This window comes from Nonomuraea sp. CA-141351 (assembly GCF_050944675.1).
GTDB lineage: Bacteria > Actinomycetota > Actinomycetes > Streptosporangiales > Streptosporangiaceae > Nonomuraea.
The window spans coordinates 11,622,784-11,637,116 of sequence record NZ_CP191982.1; the positions used below are offsets into that span (position 1 = coordinate 11,622,784).

The following is a 14,333-nucleotide window of genomic DNA, read 5'->3' on the forward strand; positions in this document are numbered from 1 at the left end:
CGGCCGGCCCGTACGGTCGTGAGCATGGAAGGAACTATGACCGCCGTGTCCCTGCAACCGGTGGGAACCGTGGTCGGCGGGCGCACCGAGGCGTTCGACGACGACTGGAACACCGAGGAAGCGCTGATCCGCCTCGACGGGACACGCTTCGGGCCGGACTCGCTCGCCGGGCTTGACGAGTTCTCGCACCTGGAGGTGGTGTTCCTCTTCCACCTCGTGGACCCGGCTTCCGTACACACTTCGGCCCGCCGCCCCAGGGGCAATCCCGACTGGCCGCCGGTGGGCATCTTCGCGCAGCGGGCCAAGAACCGGCCGAACCGGCTGGGGGTCTCCCGCTGCCGGCTGCTCGCCGTCGACGGCCTCGATGTGCGCGTACGCGGACTGGACGCCATCGACGGCAGCCCGGTCCTCGATCTCAAGCCGTACATGGCGGAGTTCGCCCCGCAGGGCGAGACCGTGCAGCCGGCCTGGGCGACCGAGCTGATGCGCAACTACTACTGAGACAAGGGGATCCCGGACATGAACGCACAGCTTCCGGAGAGCACGGACGTCCTGATCGTCGGCGCGGGCCCCGCGGGCCTGGCCCTGGCCACCGCGCTGGCCGGGCAGGGCGTGGACGCCGTCCTGGTGGACAAGGCGGCGAGCGGCGCCAACACCTCGCGGGCCGCCGTCGTGCACGCCCGCACCTTAGAGGTGCTGCGTGACATCGACGTGAGCGATGAGCTGGTCTCCTGCGGCGTCATCGTGCCCCGCTTCACCGTACGCGACCACGACCGGATCCTGCTGACGGTGGCCTTCGACAAGCTGCCGACCGACTTCCCGTACACGCTGATGGTGCCCCAGGACGTCACGGAGCGGGTGCTGCTGGACCGGCTGCTGGCCGTAGGCGGCACGGTGCACCGCCCGCACGAGATCACGGCCGTCGAGCAGAGCTCCACGGGGGTCACCGCGACGACCTCCGACGGCCGGCGGATCCTCGCCTCGTACGTCGTCGGCACCGACGGCATGCACAGCACGGTACGCGAGCACAGCGGCATCCCCTTCACGGGTGACACCTACGCCCAGTCGTTCATCCTCGCCGACGTGCGCCTCGACTGGGCCGGAGCCGCGGACGAGGTCTCCCTGTACTTCGCCCCGGAGGGGCTGACCGTCGTCGCCCCGCTGCCGGGCGGCCGCCACCGGATCGTCGCGACGCTCGACGAGGCCCCGGAACGCCCGGACATCTCCGACGTGCAGGCGCTCCTCGACACCCGCGGTCCGCGTACCCATCCGGCCAAGGTCACCGACCTCGTGTGGAGCTCCCGCTTCCGCGTCCATCACCGGCTGGCCGACCGCTACCGGGCGGGCCGGATCTTCCTGGCCGGGGACGCGGCCCACGTCCACAGCCCGGCCGGCGGTCAGGGCATGAACACCGGCATCCAGGACGCCCTCAACCTCGCCGGGAAGCTCACCGCGCTGCTGCGTGACGGCGCCCCGGAGACGGTCCTGGACGCGTACGAGGCCGAGCGCCGCCCGGTCGCGGAGGAGGTCGTCGCGTTCACCCACAAGATGACGCGAATCGCGACGTTGGGCAACGGCCCCCTCCGCTCCTTGCGCAACACGGCCCTGCGCGCCTTGGACTGGGTCCCCGCCGTCCATCACACGATGGCGATGAACCTGTCGGAACTGGCGGGAAACGTCACCAAGTGACGGGCAGCTCGTAGACGCCGTAGACCGCGCCGTCGTGCTTGAACGGGATCTGGTCCAGGTCGGTCGCCAGGCTCAGGGTGGGGACGCGCCGGTAGAGGGTGCTGTAGGCGACCTGCAGCTCCATGCGGGCCAGCGGCTGACCGAGGCACTGGTGCACGCCGAAACCGAAGGCCACGTGGCGGCGGGCGTCACGGCGGATGTCCAGCTCGTCGGGATCGGGGAAGACCGCGGGGTCGCGGTTGCCGATGTCGTTGGCCATGATGATCCCCTCCCCCGCCCGGATGGTCTGGCCGGCGATCTCGATGTCCTCCAGCGCGACGCGACGACGCCCGTTGTGGGTGATGTTGAGGTAGCGCAGCAGCTCTTCCACCGCCCCCGCGACCAGCTTGGGGTCGTCGGTGTCACGCAGCAGGGCCAGCTGGCCGGGGTTCTGCAGCAGGGCGAGCGTGCCGAGCGCGATCATGTTCGCGGTGGTCTCGTGCCCGGCGATCAGCAGGAGCACGCCCATCTGGGCGGCCTCCTGCCGGGTCAGCTCGCCGGCGCTGACCCTGCCGGCCACCCGCGACAGCAGATCGTCGCCCGGCTCGGCGAGCTTCTTGCCCACCAGGCCGTCCAGGTACTGGGCCAGCCCCCCGAAGGCGGCGGCCCGCTCCTCGGGTGTCGCGGTGCGCCTGATGATGGTCTTGCTGTTGTGCTGGAAGAAGTCGTGGTCCGCGTACGGCACGCCGAGCAGCTCGCAGATCACCAGCGAGGGCACCGGCAGCGCGAACGCCTCGACCAGGTCCACCGGCTTCGGCCCTGCCAGCATGTCGTCGATCATGTCGTCCACGATCTTCTGCACGGCCGGGCGCATGGTCTCCACCCGCCTGACCGTGAACGCCGCCTGCACCATGCGGCGCTGGCGGGCGTGCTCGGGGTCGTCCATCAGGATGAAGCTCAGCGAACCGCCGCTGCTGGGCGCCGGGCTCGGGTAGCCGGGGCGGGTGATGTCGGCGCTGACCCTGGGGTCTGCCAGCAGGGCCCGCTGCTCGGCGTACGTCGTCACCAGCCACGAGGTGCGGCCCTCCCACAGCCGGACCTTGGCCAGCGGCCCCTCCTGCTGCAGGTCGCGCAGCGCCGGCGGCGGGTCGAACGGGCACCCGGCCGCCCTGGCCATCGGGAACTCCGGAGCATCGGCCGGGCTCAACGTGTCGGTCATCGCGTGCTCTCCTTCCGGAGAAGTCGGCATAGAGGGGTTACGCGCTCTCGCTGAGCTCGATGGCGGCCGCGGGGCAGACGGCGGCGGCCTCGCGGACCGACGCGTGCAGGTGCTCGGCGGGCTCCGCCTCCAGCAGGACGACGATGCCGTCGTCCTCACGCTGGTCGAAGACGTCTGGCGCGAGCAGCACGCACTGGCCTGCGCCGCAGCACTTGTCCTCGTCAACGCGAATTTTCATCATGGGTTCCTCTCTACGCGTCGGATGATGTGACAGGGGCCGCCCACAGCGCGACGATGGCGTCGATCAGCCCGGTCGCGGCGCCGTGCCAGGTGGCCCGGGGTGTCGGCCTGCCGTCGGCCAGGGCGCGTTCGCGCTCGGCGCACATGTGGATCATGAGCTGGCTCGTCATGTCGTTGCGCTCGGCCCGCACCTCGGGTGGCAGCTGCGGCAGGCATCGGTTGAGCCCGGCGACGATCTCGACGAGCGTGGGCGAGGTCAGCGCCTCGTCGATCACGATGTCGCGCAGCGCGGGGTCGGTCATCACCTGCGCGGCGAACCTGGCGAACCACGTGGGGTTGCCCAGGGCGTCCAGATGCTCGGTGACCGGGCGGATCAGGCAGGCCACCCAGTCGCGCACCTCGTCCGAGTCGCCGACCTCGGCCAGCATGCGCGCGCGGATGCGCTCGAGCTGCTCGGCGTGCTTGTGCAGGATCGCGCGCACCAGGTCGGCCTTCGTGCCGAAGTGGTAGCCGACCGCCGCGTTGTTGCCCTGTCCGGCGGCCTCGCTGACCTGCCTGTTGGACACGGCGAACACTCCGTGCTCGGCGAACAGCCGCTCCGCCGCCGTCAGGATCTGCTCGCGGGTCGCGCTGACCCGCTCGGCTCGCACGGCCATGCTCACCACCGCACCGGGACTTCCCGCAGGCCGCCGACGACGAGTCCTTCGAGCCGGCGCAGGTCCTCCACCGGGACGGCGAGCTGCAGGGAGGGGAGCTTGCGCAGCAGCACCTCGAGCACGGCCTGCAGCTCGGTGCGGGCCAGCGCCTGCCCCAGGCACGAGTGCGCGCCGGCGCCGAAGGCCAGGTGCGGGTTGGGGCTGCGGCCCAAATCCATCTCGCCCGCGCCGTCGAAGGTGGTCTCGTCGCGGTTGGCCGCGGCCATGCTGCACACCACGGTCGTGCCGCGCGCCAGCACCGTCCCGCCGACCTCGGCCTCCTCGCCGATGTAGCGCGGCATGCCGAAGCCGGAGTTGGCGTCGAAGCGCAGCGCCTCCTCCACCGCCGTACGCACCAGCGACGGGTCCGCCAGCAGCCGCTCCCAGCGGCTCCGGTCGGCCAGCAGCATGCTCAGCATCTTGCCGATCATATTTGCCGTGGTCTCGTGCCCGGCTATCAGCAGGGCGAGGCCGGTGGCCACCAGCTCGTTGTCCGACAGCCCGCCGTCTTCGGCGCTGGTGATCAGCTCGCTGAGCAGGTCGTCGCTCGGCTGCGCCCGCTTGGCGGCGATGTGGGTGGCCATGTAGGCGAAGAACTCGGTATGCGCCGCGCGGATCTCCGCGTCGGTGTAGCGGGTCAGGTTGAGCAGCGTGTCGGACCAGTGGGAGAACCTGTCCCGATCGGAGTCGGGCACCCCGAGCATGTCGCAGATCACCCAGACCGGCAGCGGGAAGCCCAGGCCCGCCTTGAGGTCGGCCGGCTGGCCGGCCTTCACCATCTCGTCGATGAGCCGCTCGGCCATCGCCTCGATCCCCGGCCGCAGCGCGGCCATGCGCTTGGCGGTGAACCACTTGCCGACCATCCGCCGCCACCGCAGGTGGCCCTCGCCGGATTGGGGAATCGACATCGCCATGTCCGAGTTGAAGACGCCGCCCGACTCGTTGGCGGAGATCCGGGCGGCGTCGCCGGCGTTCAGCTGCCGGGTGAAGCGCGGGTCGGACAGCACCTGCTTGACGTCCTCGTAGCGGGTCACCAGCTTCGCCTCGTCGCCGCTGGGCAGCTTGATCCGCGCGACCGGGCACTGCTGACGCAGCTCCGCCCACTCCGCGGGCGGCTCCAGCGCCGCCTCGCTCGGAATCGGATAGCTCAACACCTGCTCACTGCCGGCTTTACTCACCGTGACCTCCAAGAGTGGACATCGACCGCGATCAGCCAACCAGAGCGGCGCACCTTAAGTCAAGCGACTGATTTAAAATCTACCTCCTCTTCAACGAATGCGCGGGCTCACCCATCAGCCCGCGATGTCCAGCACCACCGCGGGGTCCAGCGACAGCGTGGCCACCGCCAACCCGAGGAACACGATCGCGAGGAAGAACTGCGGCGAGAAGTCGCTGACGCGCAGGTGGGTGTAGAGCGCGCAGACGAAGTAGAGGATGAGACCGGCCGCGGCGGCCGTACCGATCAACGGCACGCCCAGGAGCCCGAGCGCCAGCCCCAGCGCACCCACCGCTTTGAGCGCGCCTATCGGGAAGACCAGCCACGATTCCGGCACGCCCGCCCTGTCAAGCGCGGGACCGAGCGTCCGCATGATCGGCTTGAGGCGGGTCATGGCGGCGAAACCCGAGAAGGTGTTGAAGGCGATGGTCACCAGAGCGGTGACGACATAGGCGGTGGACACGGGGAACCCCCAAGGATGATTCGTGAGAGCGGTGCCGGCGCGTCGCGCCGTCACCTGGGCAACCCTCTGAGAGGCCCCGGCCCCGAGAAGTGTGACATCGCCCCCGGCCGATCAGCGGGCGGTCATCCGTAGGTGACGCAGAAGATCAGCGCGCTCACGTCACCGATGTTCCTGATGCTGGCAACCGTCCCCGAGGCGACCCGCAGCACGTCGCCCTGGCGCAGGACGACCCGGGACGAGGAGGAGTGGACGACCCGGACGAAGCCGGAGGCCACGGCCAGCAACGACGAGGCCTGCCCTGTCTGGGAGGGCGTCGTGGATCCGCGGGGCGGGATGACGATGCTGGACATCCGGATGCCGTGCCGCGGGTCGTCGACCAGGACACCCGGTGGCTGCTGCTGTCCCGTGTCCGCTTCGCGCGGCCGGTAGACGTACACGTCCGTGGTCGGCGTGCTCCGCAGCAACTGGTCGAGCGGGATGCCGGTCTTCTCCGACAGCTCGAGCACGCTCTCCAGCGAGAGCGCGTGCTGGCCCCGCTCAGCCTGCGAGATCGCGCTCCCCGACACCCCGATCAGGGCTCCGACCTGCGTCTGGCTCCAGTTGCGCTCCTTGCGCAAGCTCCTGATGCCCCTGCCGAGCAGGGACGCGGCGGAGGTGGGGCCCACCTTCAGGCGCCCGTCGTCGCCGACCTCGAAGGGCAGGAGCGCGCCCCGGATGGTGTTGGGGCGGGAGTCGGCGCGGTCGATGCGCAGGTGGTCCCGGTCGACGCTGATCACGCACTGCGCGAGCCCGTCGGTGGGGTCCTCCTGCCCGCGGACGAACCAATGGGCGACGGCCCGGCCGCGGAACACCTGCCCGGCGACGTCCGCCACGCGGCTCCCGAGGTCCGCCTCGCCGCTCTCCCCGGTGAGGTCGATGAGGTAGATCGCCTCGCGCCCGGTGTCCACCGTCTTCGGCGGGACGAGGTCGTCGGCGCCCAGGACGTGGACCTCGGCGTTGGCGGTGCGGGCCGCGTCGGCCACGGCCGGGACGAAGGCGGGGCCGTGGCCCTCCACCAGCATCCAGACGATGTTCTCACCCCAGATGAGCCCGTGGAAAAGGTCGTCGAGCCGACCGATACCGAACTGGGCTGAACTCAACCTGCGCAACCTTCGCCGACGCCGATCGTCCGGACGCCGGACCCGCATGATCCGCGCTCGGACTCGAGGGGCAGGCTATCAAGTCCCGGGACGATACCATCGGGCCGTGAACCCGGACAGGCCCACAGAGGCCGGCACGGTCAACGGCATCGACTCCCGGCTCCGCCTGGAGCTCGGCGCGAAGCTGTCCGACGCCCTCCGCGTGCAGCCGGTCAGCCGGCCCTGGACGACGACCACGACGTGGGACAACGGCTTTCACACGGTCACGAGCGCCAGGGGCCACCACATCGACGCAGACGAGACGGCCGAGTTCGGTTCCCACGACGCCGCGCCGACCGCGCACGAATACGTGTTGGCGGCCTTGGGGTCCTGCATCGCCGCCGGCATGGTGCTGCAGACGACGCTTCGGGGCATCGCGCTGCGCCACCTCAGTGTCGAGGTCACGGGCGGCTTCGACAACCTCCTGCAGAAGGGCGATCCGGCCGAGGACGGCACCACCGGCTACCTGACGCTGCAGGTCGTCGGCTCCGTCAGCGCCGACGCCGACGACGAGGTCGTCAGGGACCTGTGGGATCGCGTCATCAGCGGCTCCCCCGTGGCCAACACGATCCGGCGCCCGACGCCGGTGGTGGCCAGCCTGCGGATCGTCGACCCCGCCTGACCGCGTCCGTCACTCCGCGAGACGGCGCCGCCTGCGCCGTTGGAGGCCCACGACGACGATCACGGCGAGCGTGGCGAGGTAGGGCGCCGCGTCGGACAGCTGCACCGGGAAGCCGTACGTCTGGAGCCTGATCCCCACGGCGTCGGCCAGGGCGAACACGGCGAGCACGCCGACGAGCGGCCAGACGCGGCCGTTGGTGAGCAGGAGAGCGAGCACCACCACCCAGCCCCGGCCGGCCGACATGTTCTCCGTGAACAGCGCCACCGAGCCGAGCGACAGCTGCGCCCCCGCCACGCCCCCCAGCACGCCCGCGAACGCGATCACGAGGAACCGGAGGCGACGCGGGTTGACGCCGAGCGACTCCGCGGCGCTCGCGTCCAGGCCGACGCCGCGCAGCCGTAGTCCCCAGACCGTCCTGTTCAGGAACACCTGCATGGCGGGCAGGCCGGCGAGCGCGAGCAGGCCGAGGGCGCTCAGCGTGGCCAGCGCCGGCCCCACGACCGGCAGGCCGGAGCCGAAGAGCGACGGCAGGGGCCTGATCTCCGGTGTCTGGAAAGTGCCGCGCACGCCGAACACCGCCCAGAGCAGGTACGTCGTCAGCCCCGAGACCAGCAGGTTGACGGCGATGCCGAGGACCATCGGGTCGCCGCGCCGCCAGACCGTGCCGATCGCGAACGCCGTGGCGACCACCCCGCCGCTCAGCCCAGCCGCGGCCACCCCGACATAGGGCAGGCCCGTGATGGCGCTCGCGGCCACGGCGGCGAAGGCGCCCATCAGCATGAAGCCTTCGAGCGCGATGTTGAACACGCCGACCCGATGGCACAGCAGCCCGCTCATGCCCAGCAGCAGCAGCGGGATCAGCGCACGCGTCAACGAGGCCAGCGTCCCCGGCGACAGCAGCTCGGTCAGGACTTCCATCGCGTGCTCCAGACCCATCGCGGGAATCGGCGGAGGAGGCGCAGCGTCACCAGGAAGATCACGAGCGCCTGGATGATGATGGACAGGTAGGACGACAGACCGTACTCCCGCTCCATCGCCTGGCCGCCCACGATCAGGGCGCTGAAGAGGAAGCCCGCGAGCACGACACCCCACGGCCGGCTCCGGCCGAGCAGCACGACCAGGAGTGCGGTGACGGCGTAGCCGGTGCCGTCCAGCGCGCCGTCGATGAACCGGTAGTGGCTGCTCAGGACGACGAGCGTGCCGACCACGCCGGTGATCGCGCCGCCGATGAGCATGTGCACGCGGATGACGCGGGCGACGTCCACCCCGGCATGCCTGGCGAGCTGCGGATTCAGTCCGAGTACGCGCGCCTCGAGCCCGATGGGCAGGCGCGTGTCGACGAAGACGGTGAGCAGGAAGATGGCCGCCACCACCAGCACCGACCGGCTGAGGCCCGACGTGATCAGGGCCGCGGCGCTGTCCGAGCCGAACATCTGGGCGATGGTCTGCCCCGGCCCGGAGTCGGCGGAGATGAGCGGCCCGATCTGGCGGCTCTCCGCGACGCGCGGCGTGGCCATCAGGGAACTGCCCGGGTCTTTCAGCCAGGTCTTGACGGCATAGGAGGTCATGGCGATCGCCGGGTAGTTCAGCAGGAGGCTGGTCACGAAGATCGGCGCGTCGAGGTGCTCCTGGAGCAGTGCGGGGATCGCGCCCCATACGGCCCCGGCCAGCGCGGCCGCGGCCAGAGATGCGGCGATGACCACGATTCCCGGCCCAGGAAGGCTGAGCGCCACGACCGCGCCGACACATCCCCCGATCACGAACTGCCCCTCGCCGCCCAGGTTGAAGACGCCCGCGCGGAACGAGAAGCTCAGCGCCAGGGTCAGTCCGATGACGGGGATCGCCTGCTGGAGCGTGGACACCAGTCCGGCCCCGTTCAGGGAGCCCCCGACCATCGTCACGTAGACGGCGACCGGGTCGTATCCGGACGCGAGGAGCAGGGCCGCGACGATCACAACGGTGAGGCCCGCCGCGGCCACGGTGCCGTCGGCCAGGACGACGTCGGCCCCGCGCGCCTTGAGCCGCTCCCTCACGACCGCTCCCCGAACTGGTCGACGAAGGCCGGCTGCTCCTCCACCTGATCGGCGACGGGGTGGCGGCCGGCCATGAGCAGGCCGAGGTCGGCGTCACTGACCGTGCCGGTCGCCAGGTCGGCCATGACGCGCCCCTCGAACATGACGACGACGCGGTCGCAAAGGCTACGTATCTCGGTGAGCTCGCTGGAGACGAGCAGGATCGCACCACCTCGCCGCCGGTACGCGTCGAGCTCGGCGTGGATGGCCTCGATCGAGCCGATGTCGACGCCCCGGGTGGGCTGCTCGGCCAGCAGGAACCGGGTCTCGCGCCCCAGCTCGCGGGCCACCACGAGCTTCTGCGCGTTCCCGCCCGACAGCGTGCCCACCGGTGTGGAAGGTGAGGTGATCTTCACGCCGAACCGGTCGATCAGGCGCTCCGCGTGGGCCCGGAGCGCGCGTGGGCGCAGCAGCCCGGCTTCGAGCAGCGGAGGGGCACGGTGGTAGCCGATGCCGAGGTTGACGACGGCGTCGCCCTGCGCCGCGGTCCCGGACCGGTTGCGGTCCTCGGGAATGTGGCTGAGCCCGGCGGCACGGCGCCGGGCGTTGCCCACCCGTGTGACGTCCTGGCCGAGCAGCGTGATCGTCCCGCTCGCGACGGGGGTGTGGCCGGCGAGGGCGGCGGCCAGCACGTCCTGCCCGTTGCCGGCCACGCCGGCCACCCCCACGATCTCTCCGCCGTGGACCCGGAGCGAGACGTCGTCGAGCAGGCTCCGCCCTCCGGCTCTCACGCTGAGCGAGTCGACCTCCAGCACGACAGGGCCGCCTTCCCGGCCCGCCCGCCGCTCCCGGGGCTCGACCTCCCGCCCGATCATCTCCGCGGAGATCTCGCGCGGCGACGTCCGCGCGACGTCGTGGGTGGCGACCACGCGGCCGTCCCTGAGCACGGTGACCCGGTCCGCCACCGCCATCACCTCGTCGAGCTTGTGAGTGATGAAGATGACGGACTTGCCGGCGACGGCCAGGGAGCGCAGCACCGCGAACAGCGCCTCGGCCTCCTGCGGCGTGAGCACCGCGGTGGGCTCGTCGAGGATCAGCACCTCGGCCTCGCGGTAGAGCGCCTTGACGATCTCGACCCGCTGCAGCACGCCGACGGGGAGATCGCTCACCCGGCGGCGGAGCGGCAGGTCGAACCCGAACGTACGGGAGATCTCCTCGACCGTGCGCTCGGCCGCCCCGCGGTCGAGGAACCAGCCTCGCCCAAGGAGCCGGCCCCGCCGTGGCTCGGCTCCGAAGACCACGTTCTCGACGACGGTGAGCTCCTCGAAGAGCTTGAACGACTGGAACACCATGCCGAGGCCCGCGCGGATGGCGTCCTGCGACGAGGCGAACGACCGCTCCACGCCGTCGAGCAGGATGCGGCCCGAGTCTGGCCGGACGAGCCCGTACAGGATCGACATCAGGGTGGACTTCCCCGCGCCGTTCTCGCCGATGAGCGCGTGCACCTGCCCCGCGGGCACGGTCAGGGAGATCGCGTCGTTGGCGAGGACTCCGGGGAACCTCTTCGTGATGCCCTGAAGCTCCAGGTGGACCATCAACCGGCCTTCACCGGGTCGGGCACGACGACCTCGCCGCTGACGATCTTGTCGCGCGCCTGCCGAACCTTCGCCAAGATGTCCGGATATTTCATGATCGCGCACTGGCTGGCGGCTGCGCCGTCACTGAGGCTCGTCACCGTGGACCCGTTCTCGGCCAGCCCGTACGCCGTGCTCACCCCGCCCGGCTCACCCTTGACGATGCCCGTGAGCAGGTCCTTCACCACGACGTCGATCCGCTTGATCGCGTTGTCCACGATGCGTCCCGGCGCCTGCGGGCACTGGTTGACGTCGACGCCGTAGGCCAGCGCCTCCGACTCCTTGGCCGCCTCGAACACGCCGCCGTTGCCGCCGCCGGTCACGGCGAAGACCTGGTCGGCCCCTGCCTGGGTGATGGTCAGCGCCAGCTCCTTGGCCCGTGCCGGATCCCCGACGGGATTGTCGCCGCCGACGAACAACTGCTGGTCGGAGACCTTGGCGTTGACGCTCTTCGCACCCAGCGCAAACGAGTTGGACCAGCGGTGGAAGAACGGGATGTCGATCGCCGCCACCGTCCCGACGCGGTTGCTCTTGGTGAGCAGCCCCGCCTCCACGCCCAGCAGGTAGGAGGCCTCGTACTCCTTGAAGACCCCGCATCGCAGGTTGGCCGGGACGGCGCCGTCCGGGCACGAATCGATCAGGACGAACTGCTGATCGGGATTCGCCTTGGCGTACTCCACCGACAGGTCGTCGAACTCGAACGTGATCAGCACGATGGCCTTGGGCCGGGCCGCGATGGCGGCCTCGATGTTGGAGCGGCGGGACTGGTCGGTGTCGGCGCTCTCGAACGTCCTGGCGGTGCCGCCCAGCGCCTTGGCGGCGTCCCGCGTGCCGGTCTTGCCCAGCTCGAGGAACTGGTTCACGCCGATGGGCGCGTCGGTGATGTAGACGAACTCGGGACCGCCCGAGCCCTTGGACGGCCGGGCCGCCGCACCGCATCCGCTGAGCAGCAGCGACAGCGCGACGGAGACGGCGATCCCTGACCTGCCGTTCTTCATGATCTTCCTTCGCGGTGGGAGTTCAAGAAGCCGCCGGGGAGGGTGCCGTTGACGGCGTACTCGCCGATGAGGGCGGCCTTGTAGATCGCCGGGTTGTGAGACGAGATCGTGCGTGCGTTCCGCCAGTGACGATCGAGGTTCAGCGAGCCCTTGACGGCCGAGGCGCTGGCCGCGTCGAAGAAGGTCCAGGACGCCTCACCGGCGAGCCTCGTGTTGAGCACCTGAGCCGCCGCGGACTGGACGACCGCCCGGTCGAGAGCGGCCCGGTCGCGTGCCTCGGCGTCCGCCCAGCCGCCGAGGCCGCCGGCCAGCGACAGCACGGCCGCCCGCGCGGCGAAGGCGTGGCTGTGCACCTGCCCGACCAGCGCGAGCACCTGCGGGTCCGCGCTGGGCGTCTGGGTGGATGCCAGGGGATAGCTGCGCTTACGCTCACGGACCAGCGCGGACAGGTCGTCGGCCAGCCGCTGGACGATTCCCGCCTGCGTCGCCGAGTGCACGAACTGGTAGAACGCGTCCACGTAGTCGTTCGCCGCCGGATCGTCGTGCGGGAACAGCAGCTCCGGATCGACGGGCACCCGCTCGAAGGTGGCCGTCCCGCTGGCGGTCAGTCTCTGCCCGAAGCCGTCCCAGTCGTCGATCACGCTGACGCCCGGCGCGTTCCTCGGGACGACGGCCGAGGCGTACCCGTCCCGATAGGGGACGAGCACGTTGAGCCGGTCGGCGAACAGGCTGCCGGTGGTGTAGTACTTCTCGCCGCTCAGGAAGAGGGCGTCGCCGTCCGCGTCGAGGCGCGCGGACAGGGTACGCAGGTCGGCGCCGGTCCGCTCGGCCCCCGCCGGCCCGAAGAACTCCCCCGCCGCCGCAGAGCGGAGCAGCCGGTCGCGCCCGGCCCCGGCGGGCCACAGCCGGAGCAGCTCGACGAGCCCCAGGTGGCCACGGAGGATCTGGGCGAGGTTGGAGTCGGCAGCGGCGAGCTCGATGAGGATCTCTGCCAGGACGCTGACGGGGAGGCCGGACCCGCCGTGCTCCTCCGGCACCCGCAGCGCGCCGATGCCGGCCCTGACCAGCTCCTGGAGCTCGTCGACGGGGAGCTCCCGGTCCCGGTCGCGCCCGGCGGCGCCGTCGTGGAGGCTCTCGATCACTGCTCTGATCTTGTCGAGGTTCGAGGTCACGTCGGCGGCCCTTCAGTTGAGCGGGTTGCGCGGCGGGCGGACGTCGTTGAGCAGGAAGTTCCCGAGGTGGAACTCCTTCCAGCGGACCGGATCGTGGAGTGTGTGCGTCCTGGCGTTGCGCCAGTGGCGGTCGAGCCCGTACGCGGCGTCGGTGGCGCGGGTCCCGGCGAGCTCGAAGACGTCGTTGGAGGTCTGCACCGCCACCTGGGCCGCCTGCGTCTTCACGGCGGCCACGTGGGCGGACAGCAGCGCGGTGTTGTGATCGTCCGGCCCGGCGGCGACGACCTCGTCGAGCAATTGGGCGGCCCTGGCGAGTGCGAGCTCGGTCACGAGCACGCGGCCGGCGATCTGGCCGAACCGGACGAGCACGCTCTGCTCGTCGGTGACGCGCTCGACGGTGGACTCGAACCAGGGCCGGCTGTGGTCGCGGATGAAGGCGGCGCCGTCCTCCAGCGCCGCGCGGGCGATGCCGACGTCGATCGCGATGTGGATGAGCTGGTCGAAGGCACCGCCCACGGTGGGGCCCTCGAACGCCCGATAGAGCGGCACCACGTGAGAGGCGTCGACGCGCACGTCGTTCAGCACGGCGCTGCCGCTGACCGTCGCCCGCTGGCCGAAGGAGGTCCAGTCGCCGGACAGCTCCAGCCCCTTGGCGTCACGCGGGACGAACACCGTGACGAGCCGGCCCTCCTCGTCCTTCGCGAGCACGGAGATCCAGGTGGCGCTGAGCGCGCCGGTGGCGTAGTACTTGCGCCCGTTCACCACGACCTCGCCGCCGTCCGCGCGCGCTGTCGTCCGCGGATCCCAGGCGTGCTTGGTGCCGCGCTCCGAGGTGGCGTTCCCGATCAGTCCGCCGGCGAGGACGTCGCGCAGCACGCGCTCGCGCAGCTCGTCGGAGGCCAGCCCGACAACCGCGCCGAGCAGCACGAAGTGCGGGAGCAGGGTCTGAGCCACGGATGAATCGGCGACCGCGAGGATCCTGACGACCTCGAGCAGCTCGGCGTTCGACAGGCCCGTCCCCCCGAGTTCACGGGGGACCGAGACGCCGAGCAGCCCGCTCTTCGCGATGGCCGCGAGCGCGTCGGCCGGCGGCTCGACCCGCGCGTCCCGGCCGGCGGCGCCGGGCGCCAGCTCGGCGCCGATCCGGCGGGCGGCCTCCAGGGCCGCTTCGGCTGTGGTCGGAGGTGTGTTGGAAGCCATCTCGGATCTCCCCATG

General features: G+C 71.1%; 15 protein-coding genes. 3 read left to right on the plus strand and 12 right to left on the minus strand.

Annotation, left to right across the window (positions count from 1 at the left end; genetic code table 11):
* Nucleotides 1–24: 24 nt before the first annotated feature.
* Together ACQPWU_RS54755 and ACQPWU_RS54760 are read left to right on the plus strand one after the other, a co-directional pair.
* On the plus strand, nucleotides 25–501 hold the full coding sequence (locus ACQPWU_RS54755; RefSeq protein WP_433435027.1) for an SAM-dependent methyltransferase: 477 nt from the start codon (nucleotides 25–27) through the stop codon (nucleotides 499–501).
* 18 nt (nucleotides 502–519) lie between these two features.
* Entirely contained in the window at nucleotides 520–1,689 is a 1,170-nt protein-coding gene (locus tag ACQPWU_RS54760) for an FAD-dependent monooxygenase (protein WP_433435028.1), read from the plus strand.
* Here the strand turns inward: ACQPWU_RS54760 and ACQPWU_RS54765 are convergent.
* The 6 genes from ACQPWU_RS54765 to ACQPWU_RS54790 all read right to left on the minus strand — a co-directional run bounded on the left by ACQPWU_RS54765 (nucleotide 1,679) and on the right by ACQPWU_RS54790 (nucleotide 6,640).
* Complete coding sequence (locus ACQPWU_RS54765) at nucleotides 1,679–2,887, minus strand: cytochrome P450 (RefSeq protein WP_433435029.1); 1,209 nt, start codon at nucleotides 2,885–2,887, stop codon at nucleotides 1,679–1,681. The two genes, ACQPWU_RS54760 and ACQPWU_RS54765, sit on opposite strands and share 11 nt — an antisense overlap.
* Nucleotides 2,888–2,924: 37 nt before the next feature.
* Nucleotides 2,925–3,125 (minus strand): ferredoxin, encoded by a 201-nt coding sequence (locus ACQPWU_RS54770; protein WP_433445531.1) that lies wholly within the window; start codon nucleotides 3,123–3,125, stop codon nucleotides 2,925–2,927.
* A gap of 13 nt (nucleotides 3,126–3,138) precedes the next feature.
* The gene (locus ACQPWU_RS54775) at nucleotides 3,139–3,783 is read right to left on the minus strand and encodes a TetR/AcrR family transcriptional regulator (protein WP_433435030.1); all 645 of its coding nucleotides are present in this window, start codon (nucleotides 3,781–3,783) and stop codon (nucleotides 3,139–3,141) included.
* Nucleotides 3,784–3,785: 2 nt separating this feature from the next.
* Nucleotides 3,786–5,000, minus strand: coding sequence for a cytochrome P450 (locus tag ACQPWU_RS54780; protein ID WP_433435031.1), 1,215 nt, complete (start codon nucleotides 4,998–5,000; stop codon nucleotides 3,786–3,788).
* Nucleotides 5,001–5,114: 114 nt separating this feature from the next.
* Nucleotides 5,115–5,501 (minus strand): DoxX family protein, encoded by a 387-nt coding sequence (locus ACQPWU_RS54785; protein WP_433435032.1) that lies wholly within the window; start codon nucleotides 5,499–5,501, stop codon nucleotides 5,115–5,117.
* A gap of 122 nt (nucleotides 5,502–5,623) precedes the next feature.
* Nucleotides 5,624–6,640, minus strand: coding sequence for a helix-turn-helix domain-containing protein (locus ACQPWU_RS54790; protein WP_433435033.1), 1,017 nt, complete (start codon nucleotides 6,638–6,640; stop codon nucleotides 5,624–5,626).
* 106 nt (nucleotides 6,641–6,746) lie between these two features.
* On the opposite strand from ACQPWU_RS54790, the gene ACQPWU_RS54795 reads away from it, so the two are divergent.
* Nucleotides 6,747–7,301, plus strand: coding sequence for an OsmC family protein (locus tag ACQPWU_RS54795; RefSeq protein WP_433435034.1), 555 nt, complete (start codon nucleotides 6,747–6,749; stop codon nucleotides 7,299–7,301).
* A 9-nt stretch (nucleotides 7,302–7,310) separates the two neighbouring features.
* Here ACQPWU_RS54795 and ACQPWU_RS54800 read toward each other — a convergent pair whose 3' ends face one another.
* The 6 genes from ACQPWU_RS54800 to ACQPWU_RS54825 are packed head-to-tail and all read right to left on the minus strand — an operon-like array spanning nucleotide 7,311 to nucleotide 14,317.
* Nucleotides 7,311–8,219: an ABC transporter permease gene (locus tag ACQPWU_RS54800; protein ID WP_433435035.1), complete on the minus strand. Its 909-nt coding sequence runs from the start codon at nucleotides 8,217–8,219 to the stop codon at nucleotides 7,311–7,313.
* The gene (locus ACQPWU_RS54805) at nucleotides 8,207–9,334 is read right to left on the minus strand and encodes an ABC transporter permease (protein ID WP_433435036.1); all 1,128 of its coding nucleotides are present in this window, start codon (nucleotides 9,332–9,334) and stop codon (nucleotides 8,207–8,209) included. The genes ACQPWU_RS54800 and ACQPWU_RS54805 overlap by 13 nt, the downstream gene beginning before the upstream one ends.
* Nucleotides 9,331–10,908 carry an ABC transporter ATP-binding protein gene (locus tag ACQPWU_RS54810; protein ID WP_433435037.1) on the minus strand — a complete coding sequence of 526 codons (1,578 nt, stop codon included), beginning with the start codon at nucleotides 10,906–10,908 and terminating at the stop codon, nucleotides 9,331–9,333. Before ACQPWU_RS54810 ends, ACQPWU_RS54805 begins: the two co-directional genes overlap by 4 nt.
* Complete coding sequence (locus tag ACQPWU_RS54815) at nucleotides 10,908–11,945, minus strand: BMP family ABC transporter substrate-binding protein (RefSeq protein WP_433435038.1); 1,038 nt, start codon at nucleotides 11,943–11,945, stop codon at nucleotides 10,908–10,910. The genes ACQPWU_RS54810 and ACQPWU_RS54815 overlap by 1 nt, the downstream gene beginning before the upstream one ends.
* Entirely contained in the window at nucleotides 11,942–13,117 is a 1,176-nt protein-coding gene (locus tag ACQPWU_RS54820; protein ID WP_433435039.1) for an acyl-CoA dehydrogenase family protein, read from the minus strand. Before ACQPWU_RS54820 ends, ACQPWU_RS54815 begins: the two co-directional genes overlap by 4 nt.
* Before the next feature lie 12 nt (nucleotides 13,118–13,129).
* Nucleotides 13,130–14,317 (minus strand): acyl-CoA dehydrogenase family protein, encoded by a 1,188-nt coding sequence (locus tag ACQPWU_RS54825; RefSeq protein ID WP_433435040.1) that lies wholly within the window; start codon nucleotides 14,315–14,317, stop codon nucleotides 13,130–13,132.
* Nucleotides 14,318–14,333: the final 16 nt, after the last annotated feature.